Source organism: Arthrobacter sp., assembly GCF_048266065.1.
In the GTDB taxonomy this organism is placed as follows: domain Bacteria; phylum Actinomycetota; class Actinomycetes; order Actinomycetales; family Micrococcaceae; genus Arthrobacter_H.
Genome location: NZ_JBLXAH010000003.1, coordinates 359,587 through 375,839, shown reverse-complemented (window position 1 = coordinate 375,839; position 16,253 = coordinate 359,587). Strand labels below are relative to the sequence as shown.

Here is a 16,253-nt window from a genome sequence, read left to right as displayed (position 1 = left end):
GAGACACATCGCCGGTGTCGCCTCAAGAGGTCGCCGAACGTCACGCCCGCGGGTTGCTGCACAGGCGGCTCGATAGGTTCCACGCGAATTCCATGCCGCCCCTGTTCGGCGTCCCACCACAAACAGTCAACCCCGAATGGCCACACGGACGAATCGAATTCCCCTCTTCAGCGCCACTATCCCGACCTCAGACTTCCAATCACTCGCTAACACCGGCAAAAGACGACACCTGGCGAGGAGGGCACCGGTCGGTCAGCCCGGGCCCGACGCGCCAGCCGAACCGAAACGACTCACGTAAGGAACTGCTTGAACACGCCGTACATGTACTCGCTTCCCTGCTGCAGCGCCTCGACGTAGATCCTCTCGTTGTTCCCATGCAGGGCGACCAGCTGCTCGTTGTCGATCACGTACGGGTAGACGCCGTAGCCGGGAATGCCCTTTTCCCGCCACGGGGCCAGGCTGGTTCCTGCTTCGAACAGCGCCGGTGCGAACGCCGCGTCCGGGTAGGTCGTCGAGGCCGAGGCGGAGAGGGCCTCGAACAGGTCGGTGTCCACGTCGGCCGCGGGGGTCGCCCTGGTCTTGTCCAGCTGGTCAAGCGTTTCCGCCTCGTTCATCTCCTCGGAGACTGCCAGTTCAACCGTGATTCCGCGCTTCTTCATCATCTGGCGCACCTGGGCCAGGAAGTCCCGTGGCTTCTGCCCGCCGGGAATCGCCCGGCAATTCACCCGCACATGGGCGGAGGACGGAATGACGTTTTCCTTGTAGCCGGCGTCCTCGATGACGAAGGCGTGGGTGGTCCGCAGTAGCGCACTATGCAGATTGGGGTAGCTGGATCGCTTGACCATGACCACCGTGGCCCGCTCCAGGGCGTTCTGGCTGTGCGGCTTCAGCATGAGCCGGATCGCCTGCTTGAACCGGCGGTCGCCTGACGCATCGGCGAGTGCCGAGAAGTACTCGCGGGTCACCTTCGTCAGGTGCACGGGCGCCTGCCACGCCCCCAGTTCCGCGACGCCACGCGAGAGCGCGACGACTGCCGAGTCGGGCATGGGCTTCGAGGAGTGGGTTGCGGTCCCGTCGGCGGTGAGGTCCAGGTTGAAGTAGACCTTGTCCTGCCGGGTCGCGGTGATGAGCATCGGGGTGGTCTTGTCGTCCTGGGCCAGGAACCAGCCGCCCTCGGTCAGCACGGCACCGGCGTCGAGTTTGTCCCAGTGGTTCTTCGCCAGCCAGGAGGAGCCGAAGGATCCGGCCTCCTCGTCGCAGTCGGTGAGCACGATGATGTCGCGGTAGAACGTGGCACCCTCGGCCAGGTGGCGCAGCAGCGCGCTGATGGTCGCGGAATTGGCGCCCTTCATGTCCAGCGCCCCGCGACCGTAGATCTCTCCGTCGCGCACCTCGGCGGCGAACGGGTCGACGTCCCAGTTCTCCCGCTCCACCGGCACCACGGGATGCGGGCGATGAGGTGCACGTTGTCCGGTTGCGGCCTATCGATGATCTCCACCGGCACACCGGCCCGCTCCCAGACGGCCTGGAGCATCTCGGCGTGCTCGCGGGTCTTGGCGCCCTGACCGTGATTCTGGGTGTCGAAGCGCAGCATCCGCTGCAACAGGTCCAAAGCGTCCTGGTCGGCCTCGGGAATGGCGACGGCCGCTGCGGCGGGGCGCGCTCGGCCGGTTCCGGCAAGGAGGCCCGCTCCCCCGAGTCCCGCGACACCCAATGCGGCTGCACCTCCCAGGAAGGCACGACGGCGGACGGGACTGGTGGTCACGTGGGACAGGATGCGCTGATCGGACATCGGAAGACTCTTTGTTTCGATTCTTGTCAATCACTTCACGAATAGTTTCACCCTTCTCCCGAACTTCCCATCAATCAACAGGTGAGGGACATCCAGATCGACAAGCGGTGTGGCGGACGCGGTGAGCGGGCTCCCAAACGATGGGCAAGTCGTCATGGGCTCGTCGCGGCCCGGCAGGAAGCGGCCAATGATTACTCGAGGGGACTGAGCCCGCGCAAACGAATAGATGACCCCATTGCGACGGTGTGGGAAGAAGGCCCTAGGACCCCAGCCGGACGAGTAGACCTTGGGCTTTTCGCCTCTGTGGCGAATATGGAATTAGCGAAAATTCACGAGAACTTGCTTGAAATTGGACGGCCTTATTAGCCTGCCACTGCGCATGTCAGAACAGTTGACCTTCGGCGACCGTCTCGTTAGTCGGAATTTCACCGCGCTTCATTGCATGCATATACAGACGGGCTCGGAGCTCCTTGCGCTGAGGCTTTGACAACCGGCGGAAGTCAACAAAACAATGTCCAGGTGCGCGCTTCTGGCCCTCACCGAGCGGACACGCTGAATCATCAACGGCGTAGCTCTCTGAGGCGATCACCTCTTGCACAGCAATGCCCCATACCCCCAAAGATGGGTGCAGCGCGTTCCTCGTATGCCAGTCACGTGACTCCTGCGCCGTTACGGCAGTTGACCGGGAATACGACGGCATGTAGTTATCTGAGCTATTCGGGCCAAACGCTGTCGTTGCAACTTTGCCATCATCGATGAGCATGTGAGGCGCAATCTGTCTGTATATGAGCTCGCCCCCCTTAACCATTAATTGTTCGCCGGCTTGAAGCTCCACATCCGCTGCCCTCATGCCTCCTCACCCTCAACGAAGGCAATCGCAGCTGTCAGGTCAATCGCCTCGATATGCTGGCCCTCGCGCTGGTCCAGCCGAAGTGCGAACATCTCAAAACTGCCGTCGGAAAGGATTTCAACGCTGCGCACTCCAGCGGCATTGGCCCATTCAATGAGAACCCCACCGTCCTCCGTCGGAAAAACTCCGGGAACATTCGCATTTTCGCGATTCACGCTCTGCAAGAGTTTTTGTGCGGCGTCTAGTGCAGTTGATGAAATCTGCACGGCCTCGTCGCCGTCCCATCTGGAAGGCAACGCCGCAAAATCCCTGAGCCTGTCTCCCCAGTGTGTGTCATCGAACTCGATCCGTTCGATCGATGCGACTTCCCAGAAGCGGAACGGTTTCTTGTCTCTTGTTTGCAGATCGCCCGTAATGCGCGTCAACGGTCCTTCGACGGTGGAGTTGACGACCGAGCGAAAATCTTCGAGTAGTTCTGGGCGTTGGCGATACCAACCATGGACCTCGGCGCCGTCCGCGAGCACAAGCGTAAATTTCTTGTTGTCCGCATCGAGCACTGTTACCCGGCCCGTGAGGCTCTCCGAAGAAGACTGAAGTCCCCGGATATTCGGTTCCGGATCAGGCGAAAGAAGAAAATCCTCTATTGGGAAAAGGCGGTCGGCAGCATTGGCTCTCGTCTCAACAGTTATCGAAATAGGGCTGGAATTGGGCCCACCGGGATAAAACTCGATGCTCTGTTCTGGTTCAAGAGTCGTGCCGATGTGGGCGACGGCTTCTCGAAACCTATGGTTCTCGTCCGCCGTGAGCGACGGCAGGTCTGGAAGGGGCGCGTCAGAGTAAGCCGCGATTATGTACGCATCAGCAGCCTCTTGGGCCTCGGTCTGGTATTGGACATATGTCTGCTGCTGTTCGAAAGCAAGGAAAACATCTGCGCTCCCCTCATCGATACGCTCGATTGTCAGACGCACCGAATCATGGAAACCGCCCGGCAGATCCTCCTGCGGGTGCGCTTGACGCCACTCCGCCTCTGCAGCGATGCGAACAACTTCCTGATATTTCTGTAGCTCAGCTAGGGAATCGATAGGGAGCCGCCCGCCATCAAAACGGGCGCCGGTGAGCCTAACACGCTTTACGTCAGGCTTCCGGTCTTCTCCCATGGTCGCCATCCTAACGGCAAATTCTGACCTTCTTATCCTTGCATCATCGAACTTGTTGATGCGCCCGGCAAGGTAATTGGGTTCGGATCAGGCTTTGAACCAGGGGAAACTCTATGGAACTGGGCCGCCACTCCACCGCCTAATGCGACCGGTACGGGCCGACGGGACCAAACCACGCGGCGCAGCCCCCGACTCCATCGACGGAGCCCGCCCCACCCGCTCCACGCGCACCCAACAGCTGCAGGGCGAGGACGTCAAGACCGGCGTCGAGTACTCCGACCCCGCGGCCATCCAGGAGCAGTTCACCGGCGGCGGCGGACTGGCCGACCGCACCATGCACCTCTGGCGCCTGGACCTGCCACAGGACCTCGCCGCCGGCAAGCACACCGCGAAGGTCACCGCCACCGACGTCCACGGCCGCAAGTTCACCGAGTCCCTGCCGTTCGAGGTCACCGAGTAGGGAAGAACACCCGGCACCACCAGGGCGGAGTACGACGGCGGGATCTCACCTCGCGGTCGTGCTCCGCCTTTGGTCGCGATCTCCACGGGCCCGCGAAGTTCCCAATCATCGGCTTCCGAGTAGAGACTATGAATATCCAGCTACTGGAACTCCGCCAACCACGAAAGGCCGCAGACCGTGTACCCGAATCCCACAGGTGAACTCACTCTCGGCCACCTCTATCAAACTGCCGGTGTCGAGCCTGACGACGTGATGGTCATCCGACACACACTGACACCAAACGACCTGACTGATGAAAGCGACGCCAAGGGCACCCGTCTCATGCAGTACACGCGTGAACAGAGCCTGCGGAACAAAGTCAGCGCGCAACCGCCTCGACTCTGGTTGAACTTCCTGGCGACAAGCGGACGTCGCGCTCGTTTCCTCACCGCCTATGAAAACCATGGCGAGTTGCTGGAAGACCGCACCGCTACACATCGGTATTTCGATCTCCGGGAATCCGCCGTGTTCTCGGCTCTAGCGAATCGCCTCGTCATCGAGTGGACGCCTGACACGGTGAACTGGGCAAAAGCGGGAGCCAGAACACTCACCATGCCGGTCGTCGAAATCGCGGATCCCCACATCGAGCCGTTTCCCGGCTTCGACTCCCTGCTGGTGGACTTCAACCAGTTGCAGCGCATCCTGCATGACGACCGATATGCCCAGTGGCGCACCGCGCTCGCTGCCGTGCAAGGGATCTACCTCATCGCGGACCGCAAAACCGGACACCTTTACGTTGGTAAGGCTGACGGTGCAGAACGATTTCTTGGGCGTTGGTCGACCTACGCAAAGACCGGACATGGCGGAAACGTCGCGTTACGGGAGCTGGCAGACGTCGATATTTCCCACCGCGAGCATTTCCAGTTCAGCATTCTGCAAGTATTTGACCCCACTGCGCCCATGGCAAAGGTCGACGCCGCCGAGTCACACTTCAAGAAGGTTCTGCTCACACGCGACTTCGGCCTGAACCGAAATTAGGAGGTCCCGCTGGGCTCACGCCGACGATGTGAATTTTCTGTTCAAGACAACGGCTGGTTCACTATGTAGGCGGAAGTGAGGCCGCATCCGTGCCCTGCCCGATGCCCACTGGTTGTAGAGCCCGATGCCGCCCAAGCGGGCTTTGATCTTTTGCGATCATTTGCCCCCAGGCCACCCACGTCTCCCCCGTCGTTCAGGCCGGCCCCCTACTGTGGCCACGGCCGCTTCCCGGCCCGAATCGAACACGAGGAGACCCCCATGCGTCACCGTACAGCGACCGGCCTGGCGGCCGTTGCCCTTGTTCTTCCCGCCGTCATGGCCCCAGCCATCCCGGCCGCCGCAGCCCCGGCAGGCCACGGGCACCAGGACGCCGCCTTCACCTTCGGCGTCATCGGCGACACCCCCTACGGCGCCGAACAGGTCGCTGCCTTCCCGGGCGTCATCGACCAGCTCAACGGCCACAAGGACCTGAAGTTCATTGCACATGTGGGAGACGTGAAGTCCGGCTCGGAGCGGTGCAGCGACGAACGAATCGGCTTCGTCAAGGAACAGTTTGACCGCCTGAAGGCCCCGCTCGTCTACACCCCCGGCGACAATGAGTGGGTCGACCCCGTGTTCTAAGCCGAAGTGCAACAGGGCATGGCCTGGTCCCAGCATAATTCCTGGAAGACCTCGGCCGGAGTGAGCCATCCGAGGCACTTGCGGGGGCGGTTGTTGATCTCGGCGATGAACTCATCGAGCTCGTCCTGGCTCAGGTCGGCGAAGCTGGTGCGTTTGGGCAGGTATTTGCGGATGCGTCCGTTGAAGTGCTCGTTCGTCCCGCGCTGCCAGGCCGAGTAGGGATCGGCGAAGTACGTCGGCACGGCCAGGGCGTCTGCCAGCTTGTAGTGCCAGGCGAACTCGCTGCCATTGTCGGCCGTTACCGAACGGACGGCGTGGGCGGGCATCGACTGGTAGATCTGCAGTTGGGCCTTCAGGGTCTGCTTCGCGGTGGTGTCGGGGATCCGCACCGCCTGCAGGTAGCGCGAGGTACGTTCGACGCTGGTGTGCAGGGCACCGGTGCCCGGGGCACCCAGCACGCTGTCCGATTCCCAGTGCCCGAACTCCAACCTGTCCTCCACGACGGCTGGGCGATCGTGGATGGAGGTCCGCCACTTGAACCGTTCCGAATGCGTGCGTCGGCCTCCCCGTCGTCGGCGGCGCTTGCGGCCGCGGCAGAGGTATTGCCAGAGTTCGCGCTCACGCTGGTCCTTGGAATAGATCCACGCATAGAGGGTCTCCGGGCACGCGCGCATGGCCGGATCCTCGGGAAAGTCCAGAGGCAGGCGGCCGCAGATCTCCTCGGGTGTCCACGCGCGTTGTAGATGGTCGATGACCCAGTTGACCAGCCGGTCGTTGAGCATCCGGTAGGGCTGGTGCGAGGCCGCCGCCCGCTTGCCCGGACGACGTTCGGCGTGGGCAGCCCGGTACTGGGTCCGGGTTGCGGGCCCGGTGCGCAGCGCCGCAGGCCGGTAGGGGGTATAGGCGGCTGAAGTGTTCGAGGTGCGCCATCTGCCCCGGCGCAGCTCGCGGGAGATGGTGGCCCGGTGCACGCCGAGGGTCCGGCCGATGGAGGCTTGGCTGGCGCCCTGGTCATGGAGCTTTTCGATCTGGATTCAGTCATCAAGGCTCAAATGCCGGTATTGTGTGCCCACGGAAGCGCAACCCCTTCAACGATGTGATCTGAACACCCACACCCTAGAAGGTGTTGCACTTCCGTTTAGAACGCGGGATCGGAATTTTTCAAGTCAAGCGGTACCAAGGTGAGTTAGGCGGCGGTTAGGCCGCCGATGTTTCGGGGCTCTCCTTTGGTTGGTTGATCCATGCCGGTCCGGGCAGGGCCAGGATCTTGGGATCGGCGGTGTGGCTGAAGCGGTGGGGGTGCTTGGCCCGTGCCGCTGCCAGGGTCTGCGAACGCTTCATCGCGACCGACTCGGCGAGGCCGTAGTGCACGTTCGCCGGGGTGTGGAACCCGATCCCGGAGTGCTGGTGGCCATGGTTGTACCAATCCACGAAATCGCTGATGAACACCCGCGCATCGCCCAGGGAAGCGAAGCGCTCGGGGAACGTGGGCCCGTATTTCATCGTTTTGAACAGGCTTTCGCTGTAGGGGTTGTCATTGCTCACCCGGGGCCTGGAATGGGACCGGGTGACCTCCAGGTCCGAGAGCAGCGCGGCGACGGTCTTGGACGTCATCGAGGTGCCGCGGTCGGCGTGCACGACCTGCGGGATCCCGTGGATGCCGAAGATCTCCTTCATCATTTCCACCGCCAGGGCCCCGGATTCGCTGGCGTGCACATGGGCGCCGACGATGAACCTCGAATGGATGTCCACCATCAGGTAGCAATCGAAGTACTTGCCCTTCACCGGCCCGGCCAATTTTGTTATATCCCAGCTGAGCACCTGACCAGGTGCGGTGGCGACCAGTTCCGGGACGGCCCGGGCGGGATGCCTGGCCAGCCGTCGGCGTTCGACGCTCTGCGCGTTCTCCTGCAACACCCGGAAAAACGTGGAGACCGAGCCGAGGTAGATGCCTTCATCGAGCAACTTCGCGTAGACCTGCAGGGGCGCCAGGTCCACGAACTCCGGGCAGTTCAACGCCGCGAGGATCTCGGCCCGCTCCGCTTCGGTGAGCTTGTTCGGCGGCGCCACCGGATCGTGGTCCACCGGGACGGCGGGCTTGCGGTAGATCGTGGTGCGGGAGAGCCCGGTCAGAGTCGCAGCCTTCCGCGTCGGGACGGATGCCTCCACGAATTGGCGGTAGGCGCGGCTCATTTCTTCCTGGACTTCGGCTCGTCCTGTGATTCGGCGATGGCGTTCTCGAAGAACGCCGAGAGTTTTCCCATCACGTCCAAGGCTGCCCCGGTCTGCTGCAACCGGCTCTCGCTCACCCCCAGCTGGCGACGCAAACGCGCGATCTCGGCCTGCTCCCGGGAGAGCTTGCCGATGGATTCCCCGGCCTTCTTGCCCTGAAGGAAGCCGGCATCACGCAGCTTGCGCCACTCGGTAATCTGCGAGGAATACAGTCCCTGCCCGCGCAGGAACGCGCCGCCTTCCCGGCGGGTGCAGGCGTCCTCGTACTGGGCCAGGAACTCGAGCTTCTGCGCGGGGGTGAACGACCTTCTAGGGGTCGGTCCACCGGCACGCGGTCCGGAACTACTCATGGGTCCATCTTGGCCCACATCGGCCAAAACTAGATTCGACATACTGGCTGGTTTCCTGGTTCTCGCCCCACGCGATCAAGCTGACTTGCTATGTCACCGTGGTACCGCTCAACCCTGACACGTAGGGGATCGCGGAAGAAAAGGACCTGATGGCTAAGCTGATGGACGGAAAAATGGCCGCCCACCATCGTCAGCAGCTGGAGTCTGAACTCGCAACGGTCCAACATGTCACAGGAGAGGTCACACATGGCCGCGAAGATGAATGAACCTACCTTGTCGCCGGCGACTGAGTCCAAGCTCCGTGCGGCCATGGGCCGGCTGCTCTCGACCAAGCCGCAGTGGACTGACGGACGCCTCATCAAGGAGAACCTATACAAGGAGGCCGGCGTCAGCCGGGCAACCATGAATCGCGCCGCCGCCATTCTGGCTGAGTGGGAGGACAAATCCGGTGGTCCACAACCCCGAGACCGGACAATCGAACAGCTACAGGCAACCGACGCTGAACTCCGAGCCACCATCAAGAACCTGCGGCGGAATATCCGCGACCTTGAGGTCCAGTTGACGGCCGCGGCAACCACAATCGGGGAACTCCATGTCGAGAACCAGATTCCGCGAGGCGAGGACCCGATACTAAACGTCAGTCCCCTGAGACGGAATGTCTCAGAGCCTCCCGCGCGCCAGTAGAATCGGTCGAAATACCACTGTCGATCAGAAGCCGGGGAATCCTTGAGTAAGTCGTTGCTGGAACAGTTGCCCGGAATCGTCGCAGAGGGCAAGCGCAAGGCAGCGCAGATCCTGGAGAATCTGGAAGGCCGCAATCGCGTTACGCTCCAGACCCGGGAGCTGGTGATCCCCAACAAGGACACCTTGGCAGACGACCTCTTCCAACAGTTCAGGACAGACAATGTTGACCAGGGTGCACCCAATCGTTTGATCTACGGCGACAACCTGTTGGCAATCGCCGCACTCCTGGCCGGCGACTCCGAGCACCCCTCCTTGCGCGGAAAGATCGACCTCATCTACATCGATCCACCTTTCGACTCAAAGGCCGACTACCGCACCAAGATCACGCTTCCGGGCACAACCATTGACCAGAAGCCCACGGTTCTTGAGCAATTCGCATATTCCGACACTTGGTCTGAGGGCACTGCGTCCTACCTAGCGATGATGACTCCACGAATCATCTTGATGCGGGAGCTCCTTTCGGATCACGGGTCTCTCTTCGTACATCTGGACTGGCATGTCAGCCACTATGTGAAGATCGTCATTGACGAAGTCTTCGGCAAGGACTGTTTTCAGAACAACATCGTTTGGAAGCGACAAACGTCCAGCGGATACAAGGGCAAGAATGCGATTGGAAAGAACCACGAAGATATTCTGCAATATTCCAAGACGCAGGAACCCATATTCAATAATGTCTACATTCCTTACTCGCAGGAATACATAAATCAACGATTCAGCCACCTGGAGGAAGGGACAGGCCGTCGGTTCAAGGATGCGTTCCTTGGATCCGCGACTCCTCAAAGCACCGTCGACAGGCTCAGATCTGAGAATCGCATCTACACCACGAAGACGGGCGGGATGCGACTGAAGGTCTATCTTGACGAAGCCCCAGGGATACCCATTGACGATGTGTGGACCGACATCAACTTTGTGAACTCGATGGCATCGGAGCGATCAAACTATGCGACACAGAAGCCTGAAGGTCTACTGGAGCGAATAATTACGGTTGCGAGCAATCCGGACTCAATCGTTGCAGACTTCTTCTGTGGTTCCGGAACAACGGCAGCCGTGGCAGAGAAGCTTGGCAGGAGTTGGATTACAAGCGACATCGGAAAGCCGTCTTCGATGATCACCCGCAAACGAATGATCGATCTCGAGTCTCGGCCGTTCTTGTTCCAGGCAATCGGCGATTATCAAGTCGAACAGGCCAAATCGGTACTAGGCCGAAAGTTCAGGGTCGGCGAGCTGGCCCAAGTGGTACTTCAACTATTCGGCGCCGTTCCGCTACCGCCAGAAGTAAACCAAGGTGGCGCATTCGGTCGAGTAGTCGACGAACATACCTTGGTGATCGCCACAAGCCCCAATGCTTTGGTTACAGGCGCGACGTTGAGGCGTGCTCAAGCAGCACGTCTTTCCACTATGGGCGGGTTCGACAAGGTCATCGTGCTCGGCTGGAATTTCGCCGATTCGATCAGCCAGGACATAGAGGCCCTAAACGATCCGTGTCTTGAAGTGCTGGTTATTCCGCCGGATCTCCTCGACAGACTCAAGAAGAAGGGGTCTGTAAGCAAGCTGGTCGAGGAGGTTCGGTTTTCGACTCTGCAGTACCTGCAGGCATCTGTCACAAGTCGGACTCGGAAATCAGATCTGGAGACGGTTAAGGTCGACTTGGAGAACTACGTCCTGCTATCCCCGGATGCCATCAGCCTCGACGAGAAGAATCGCCAGCAGTTGCTCGACGTCATGAACAGCGAGCCTCTGGCTCTACTTGAGTACTGGGCGATAGATCCCGACTACGACGGTCAGGTTTTTCGCTCTGTCTGGCAGGACTACCGAGGGAATACTGAAAATGATGGTGACATGCTGAGGGTCGTAACCACAGCCAACGTGGACGTTCCGTTCAAGCCGACACCTCGTCGTGTGTGTGTTCGCGCCGTTGATGTATTCGGTTTCGAGTCAGAGGTCATCATCGAGAATGTCGAGGCCGGAGTATGAGCGTCGCCACTGACAACTTTCCGCTGGCCACGGCGCTAGAAAAGATCGTCGGTGGACAGATACCCGACATTGTCAAGGGGGAACCGACCTCTCTGATGGATGAGGTCACTCCCGTAACCGCGGAGCTCTTGAAGTACTGGTTCCAGGAGGACTATGTTCAGCTGCGGCCCACGAACTTTCACGATGGCCAGCGTTCCGCGATCCTGCACATCATTTACGCCCACGAGGTATTGAAGGCCCCGAACCTCGAGCACCTATATCGCCAGATCGCCACGGAAGCACTTCTAAGCGGCGATACTCTCGGCGAGGTCACCCGCAAGCAGAACGACCATCCGAAGTACGCCGCCAAGATGGCCACCGGAACGGGCAAGACATGGGTTCTGAACGCCCTCCTGATCTGGCAGTACCTGAATAGCCGTGAATACCCGGAAGACCAGCGCTTCACAGCCAATTTCCTGCTAGTCGCCCCTGGGCTTATCGTTTACGACCGCCTGCTGGATTCCTTCCTTGGCAAGGAGAGGGAAGGAGAGCGGGACTTTGAAACCTCGGACATCTTCAAGAACCAAGAGATCTTCATTCCCGACAACTATCGCGATCAGGTGTTCGGATTCGTTCAGTCGTCGGTGGTCATGAAGGCCGACATCGGCAAAAAGGTCACCGGCAGCGGACTAATCGCCGTCACCAACTGGCATCTTCTGGCAGGAGTGGAGGACCCCGACTTCGTGCCTGATACGGACGCCCCTGGATCCGACGTCGATGCCAAGGCCGCCGTCGAGAGCTTCTTCCCCATCAGCCCCGGCACGAGCGCGGGCAACAGCCTTGAGGTGCTTGACCGCAAGCACTTGCGCGGCGGCCCCCTCGAATGGCTCAAGGACCTTCCTTCTCTGATGGTGTTCAACGACGAGGCGCACCACATCCACTCGATCAAGAAGGGCCGGCAGGTCGACGAGGTCGAGTGGCAGAAAAGCCTGACCGAGATCGCCTCCATCAAGGGCCACCAGTTCATCCAGATCGACTTCTCCGCCACCCCCTACAACGAGGTCGGCACCGGTGCCAAGAAAGGCCTCAAGTACTTCCCGCACATCGTCGTTGACTTCGATCTCAAGGAGGCGATGCGCACAGGGTTAGTCAAATCACTGGCCCTCGACAAGCGCAAAGAGATCGCCGACATGCCCCTCGACTTCAATGCCGAACGTGACTCCAAGGGCAAAGTCACCGGCCTGTCGTCTGGGCAACGCACTATGCTCCGTGCCGGCCTAACGAAGCTTTCGATGCTTGAGAAGAACTTCGGGCACGTGGATCCCGGCAAACACCCCAAACTGATGGTCGTTTGTGAAGACACATCGGTGACGGGCTTCGTGGAAGAGTTCCTCCAAGCCGAGGGGCTGGCCCAGGAAGAGGTACTGACTGTTGACTCCAACCGCAAGGGCGAAATGTCCAAGACGGAATGGGAGGTCACCAGGGAGCGTCTGTTCGACGTCGATCGCCATAAGGCCCCAAAGGTAATTGTCAGCGTCCTCATGCTTCGTGAGGGTTTCGACGTGAACAACATTGCTGTCATCGTTCCGCTCCGTTCTAGCCAGGCGCCCATTCTCCTGGAGCAGCTGATCGGCAGAGGCCTGCGCCTCATGTGGCGCGGCGACGAGCAGATCGACGAAATGAAGCGGGAGACCCGCAAACACATAGCCAACAAGCTCGAACCCGAGAACTACTTCGACGTTCTCTTCATCGTCGAGCATCCTGCCTTCTCCCGGTTCTACGAAGAGCTGATGACGGAAGGCCTGGCGGGCGAAGTCGGAGATGAATCGGACACCACTCCGCCCGCCACCGGCGACCTGGAAGTCGTTGAGCTCCGCACAGGATTCGAGGAGTTCGATTTCCACATCCCGATGATGGTCCGCGACCGGGAAGAAGAGCTCAAGACCCCGATCCTTGACCCCTACCGAATGCGACGCTCCCGTGTTCCCTTCGCCGACGCCAAAAAGTTCGCCGGAAAGGGCGACCGCTTCGTCTCCGTTGACGCGCAGACGAAGACCCAGTTCGGCGACTACCGGGTAGACGGCGGCGTCATGACCGCCACCGGGTACAATGACTTCCTCGCCCGGCTCACCGTCCGGATAACCGAAGCACTGGGCGGCACTCGTGCCGAGATGACCTCCAGCGCCAAGAAATACAGCTCACTGGCAGCCTTCCCCATGCTGCAGACCTTTAGGCCACAGCTCTTGGGATGGATCGACACCTACATCCGCAATCGATTCTTCGGCCAAGTCATCGACCCCCTCGAGGACGAGAACTGGCGGGTACTGCTTACGGACATGATCACCAATGAACTGGCCGGCAACATATCGTCGGCCCTCGTGCGGTCCTTGACCCAGGAAGTCGTTTCCATCGCGGAAGTGACCTCCCGCAGCCTGTCGGAAGTCTCAACGCTCAGCGTAAGGGCCTCGTCATGCGTCGACGTAGCCAAGTGCATCTATCCCAAGCTGCCCATCCCCACACATGGCGGAGGTCTTGAAAGGAAGTTCCTGGAATGGGCCAACAACGACACCAAGGTGCAAGCACTCTGCAAGATCAGCGAATACAAACACACCTTCGTCCAACGCCCCTACCTAAAGGCCGACGGAATGCCAGCCCGGTACTCGCCGGACTTCCTGTTCCGCACCGAAGACATGATCTACGTCGTAGAGACCAAGGCCGAATCGGCGCTCTCCGACATCAACGTCCAGAGAAAACAGTCCGCAGCGATCGCCTGGTGCGAACAGATCAACGAACTTGAGCCTTCTCAGCGCAGCCATCGCCGGTGGGCCTACGTCCTCCTTGGCGAGCAGGCCATCGAAGGCTCAATAGCCGGCAACGAAAGAGCCTCAGAATTGCTGGACCGCACGCGTCTGCGAACGCGAGAAGAAGAAATCGCGCAAGAACAAATCTGGTAGTCACGAGGCTCTGAGCAACGGAATATTAGATCGTCAGGCAAAGGGTCCACGAGGGAGAATTGCATGCATGACTAAAACCAGAGTCAGGCGAATGTCGATCCAAACGCATCAGCTACGCTGCAATCACCATGTCTCGTGAGACATCTGACTTGCGCAAAAAGGCAGGGTCCAGGAAGTTGAGTTCGGCGATGCGTTCCCACAGTGCCTGGAGCTTCTTGGCGCTGAATCGGGCGGTGTCGAGTTCTTCCTTGATATCGTCCAGAAAGAGGGGGCCGAGGGTGCGCAGGATGTCGCGCTCGGTGGTGTAGTGCTCCCCCAATTCGCGGCGGACGTCCTTGGCTTCCACGGCTTGGAACATGGACCCGAAGATCGCGGAGCTGATGGTTCCCCATTCGAAGTCCGTGGCGGAGAGCAGGGCGGTGCGCATCTGGGCATCGAAGTGGGTCAAGGGGATGGGCTCTGAGAGCACGGAGCCGTTGACGTAGGGGAGACACATGAGCAGCTCGTCCGTGCGCGTCGGGCCTCGCGTGGGCTCGATATCGAGGGTCTGGAACAGCTCGGCCAGAAGGCCGCCGAGGTCGGATCTGTCTTCGGTGGAGCGGTCGCGGACGACCTGGGCGAAGAGGCCTTGGTCGACTGGGCCGGTGTCTTCGGCGAAGAGCAGGAAGAGGATCCGGGTGAGGAAGACGCTCGTGAAGTGTTCCGAGAGCTTTTCGCGGGCGAGCTCGTCGTACAGGTCGGCCATCTTCTGCACGGCCTTCTTGTTCGCTGCCTACTCCACGCCGACCACTGAGGGCCTTCGAGTATAGCCGGCCATCCAGGAGAAGAGACCGATGCGCTGCGGCAACTGGCTGAGCTTGAACTTCACTACGGGGAAAGGTAACGAGGTCATGTCGTAGACCTCGAAGTTCTCGAAGTCGGAGACGACGACGGTATGTGCGCGTTCCCGGTCATCCAGGTCATCGAGGTAGTCGAAGGCCTGCTCAGCGGCCCGCGCCAGGTCCTTGCCTCCGCTTTTTTGCTCGACGACCATTTCGCCCGGCCAGAACACGTCAATTCGCCCATCGCCGCCAGTGCTTAGGCGGTTGGCATGGCGTTCGAAGAGGACGGTTCGCTTGTGGTCAATGCCGAAGACTGCCAGGAACTCGGCCCAGAAGAGCTGGGAGTTGACGTTCTCCTGGGTGGCGCCCTTCCAGCGGGTGGCGCACCGCCCGGCGTTGCCTCTGATAGTTCCAAGAGAGAACTGGCCCTTCTTGGCGGTTTTCGCAAACTGGCCTGCGTCGTTCGTCTGGTTAGTCAGGACTCGCGCGCCGCCGGAACCACTGGAGCGACCGTCGCCACGGCCACCTCGACCCCGGCCTTGCGGAACGGTTCCAACTGCTCCTCGGTCGCGGAATCGTCGGTCACCAGCGTCCACCCTTCGGGCAGTTTCGCCCAGGCGTGGAAGGGAGCGGCCCCGAGCTTGGAGGCGTCGGCGAGCACGACAACCTCGTGGGCCTGCCGGCACATCATCTCCTTGAGCCGGGTCTGCTGCAGGTCGGCCTCGCAGATGGAGTCCACGGCAACGCCGTCCGCCCCAAGAAAGACGCGGTCGAACGTCATGCGCTCCAGGGCCGCCTCGGCCAGCGGGCCGACGAATCCCTGGCTGGGGTGGCGCAGTGTGCCGCCGAGGCATTCAACGTGGATGGCGTCGACGTCTGCCAGTTCCTCGAGCACGGCCAGCGAGGTGGTGGCGACGGTGAGGGAGATATCGTGTTGCAGCTCGACGGCCAGCGCAGCGACCGAGGAGCCGGCATCGAGAAGGATGGATTCGCCGTCGTGCACCAGGGTCCGGGCCAGGCGGGCCATGGCGCGCTTGGCGGCGGCCGCCTCCTGGTTGCGTTGGCGGAAGGTGGATTCGCCGCCATTGCCGGTCAGCGCCATGGCGCCGCCGTAGGTGCGGGCGATCTTGCCCTCGGACGTCAGGCGGGCGAGGTCGCGGCGGATGGTGGAGGCGGTGACGTCGAAGCGGGCCGAGAGTTCCTCGACGCTGGTCAGGCCGCTGGTGTGGGCCAGGAGCACGATGTCGTCCCTGCGCTGGCGTGCGCCGATGGACATGGATGCTCCTGTTCCGCGCCGGCCGG

General features: G+C 60.9%; 15 protein-coding genes. 6 read left to right on the top strand and 9 right to left on the bottom strand.

Annotated features, from left to right (window positions below):
• Positions 1 to 290 precede the first annotated feature (290 nt).
• From ACN0TP_RS07290 to ACN0TP_RS07275, 4 genes are all read right to left on the bottom strand, one after another.
• On the bottom strand, positions 291 to 1,433 hold the full coding sequence (locus ACN0TP_RS07290; protein ID WP_417218149.1) for a M20/M25/M40 family metallo-hydrolase: 1,143 nt from the start codon (positions 1,431 to 1,433) through the stop codon (positions 291 to 293).
• Positions 1,349 to 1,792: a hypothetical protein gene (locus ACN0TP_RS07285; RefSeq protein WP_417218148.1), complete on the bottom strand. Its 444-nt coding sequence runs from the start codon at positions 1,790 to 1,792 to the stop codon at positions 1,349 to 1,351. The genes ACN0TP_RS07290 and ACN0TP_RS07285 overlap by 85 nt, the downstream gene beginning before the upstream one ends.
• Positions 1,793 to 2,174: 382 nt before the next feature.
• Positions 2,175 to 2,642 (bottom strand): hypothetical protein, encoded by a 468-nt coding sequence (locus ACN0TP_RS07280; RefSeq protein ID WP_417218146.1) that lies wholly within the window; start codon positions 2,640 to 2,642, stop codon positions 2,175 to 2,177.
• Positions 2,639 to 3,799, bottom strand: a complete 1,161-nt coding sequence (locus ACN0TP_RS07275) for a hypothetical protein (protein WP_417218144.1) — start codon at positions 3,797 to 3,799, stop codon at positions 2,639 to 2,641. Before ACN0TP_RS07275 ends, ACN0TP_RS07280 begins: the two co-directional genes overlap by 4 nt.
• A gap of 142 nt (positions 3,800 to 3,941) precedes the next feature.
• Here ACN0TP_RS07275 and ACN0TP_RS07270 point away from each other — a divergent pair, with 142 nt between their 5' ends.
• The 3 genes from ACN0TP_RS07270 (at position 3,942) to ACN0TP_RS07260 (ending at position 5,897) form a co-directional block, all read left to right on the top strand.
• Positions 3,942 to 4,259: a calcineurin-like phosphoesterase C-terminal domain-containing protein gene (locus tag ACN0TP_RS07270; protein WP_417218142.1), complete on the top strand. Its 318-nt coding sequence runs from the start codon at positions 3,942 to 3,944 to the stop codon at positions 4,257 to 4,259.
• A 177-nt stretch (positions 4,260 to 4,436) separates the two neighbouring features.
• Entirely contained in the window at positions 4,437 to 5,276 is an 840-nt protein-coding gene (locus ACN0TP_RS07265) for a GIY-YIG nuclease family protein (protein ID WP_417218140.1), read from the top strand.
• Between the two features lie 258 nt (positions 5,277 to 5,534).
• Positions 5,535 to 5,897: a hypothetical protein gene (locus tag ACN0TP_RS07260; RefSeq protein ID WP_417218138.1), complete on the top strand. Its 363-nt coding sequence runs from the start codon at positions 5,535 to 5,537 to the stop codon at positions 5,895 to 5,897.
• On the opposite strand, the gene ACN0TP_RS07255 is transcribed toward ACN0TP_RS07260, so the two are convergent.
• Both ACN0TP_RS07255 and ACN0TP_RS07250 read right to left on the bottom strand, forming a co-directional pair.
• A complete protein-coding gene (locus tag ACN0TP_RS07255) occupies positions 5,894 to 6,925 on the bottom strand; it encodes an IS30 family transposase (RefSeq protein WP_417218225.1) in 1,032 nt (343 codons plus the stop codon). The two genes, ACN0TP_RS07260 and ACN0TP_RS07255, sit on opposite strands and share 4 nt — an antisense overlap.
• A 169-nt stretch (positions 6,926 to 7,094) precedes the next feature.
• Positions 7,095 to 8,479, bottom strand: a protein-coding gene (locus tag ACN0TP_RS07250; RefSeq protein WP_417218136.1) for an IS3 family transposase whose coding sequence is annotated in 2 segments (ribosomal slippage) — positions 7,095 to 8,161 and positions 8,161 to 8,479 — 1,386 coding nt in all. Because the reading frame shifts where the segments join, the coding sequence is not laid out codon by codon here.
• 246 nt (positions 8,480 to 8,725) lie between these two features.
• Here ACN0TP_RS07250 and ACN0TP_RS07245 point away from each other — a divergent pair.
• From ACN0TP_RS07245 to ACN0TP_RS07235, 3 genes are read left to right on the top strand one after another with little or no spacing between them, the layout of a single operon-like run.
• The gene (locus tag ACN0TP_RS07245) at positions 8,726 to 9,163 is read left to right on the top strand and encodes a hypothetical protein (RefSeq protein ID WP_417218134.1); all 438 of its coding nucleotides are present in this window, start codon (positions 8,726 to 8,728) and stop codon (positions 9,161 to 9,163) included.
• Between the two features lie 42 nt (positions 9,164 to 9,205).
• Positions 9,206 to 11,197: a site-specific DNA-methyltransferase gene (locus ACN0TP_RS07240; protein WP_417218133.1), complete on the top strand. Its 1,992-nt coding sequence runs from the start codon at positions 9,206 to 9,208 to the stop codon at positions 11,195 to 11,197.
• On the top strand, positions 11,194 to 14,130 hold the full coding sequence (locus ACN0TP_RS07235; protein WP_417218132.1) for a DEAD/DEAH box helicase family protein: 2,937 nt from the start codon (positions 11,194 to 11,196) through the stop codon (positions 14,128 to 14,130). Before ACN0TP_RS07240 ends, ACN0TP_RS07235 begins: the two co-directional genes overlap by 4 nt.
• 112 nt (positions 14,131 to 14,242) lie before the next feature.
• Here ACN0TP_RS07235 and ACN0TP_RS07230 read toward each other — a convergent pair whose 3' ends face one another.
• From ACN0TP_RS07230 to ACN0TP_RS07220, 3 genes are all read right to left on the bottom strand, one after another.
• Positions 14,243 to 14,875: a type IIL restriction-modification enzyme MmeI gene (locus ACN0TP_RS07230; RefSeq protein WP_417218224.1), complete on the bottom strand. Its 633-nt coding sequence runs from the start codon at positions 14,873 to 14,875 to the stop codon at positions 14,243 to 14,245.
• 27 nt (positions 14,876 to 14,902) lie between these two features.
• Positions 14,903 to 15,358 (bottom strand): type IIL restriction-modification enzyme MmeI, encoded by a 456-nt coding sequence (locus tag ACN0TP_RS07225; RefSeq protein WP_417218223.1) that lies wholly within the window; start codon positions 15,356 to 15,358, stop codon positions 14,903 to 14,905.
• Positions 15,359 to 15,426: 68 nt separating this feature from the next.
• Entirely contained in the window at positions 15,427 to 16,227 is an 801-nt protein-coding gene (locus tag ACN0TP_RS07220) for a DeoR/GlpR family DNA-binding transcription regulator (RefSeq protein WP_417218131.1), read from the bottom strand.
• Positions 16,228 to 16,253 lie beyond the last annotated feature (26 nt).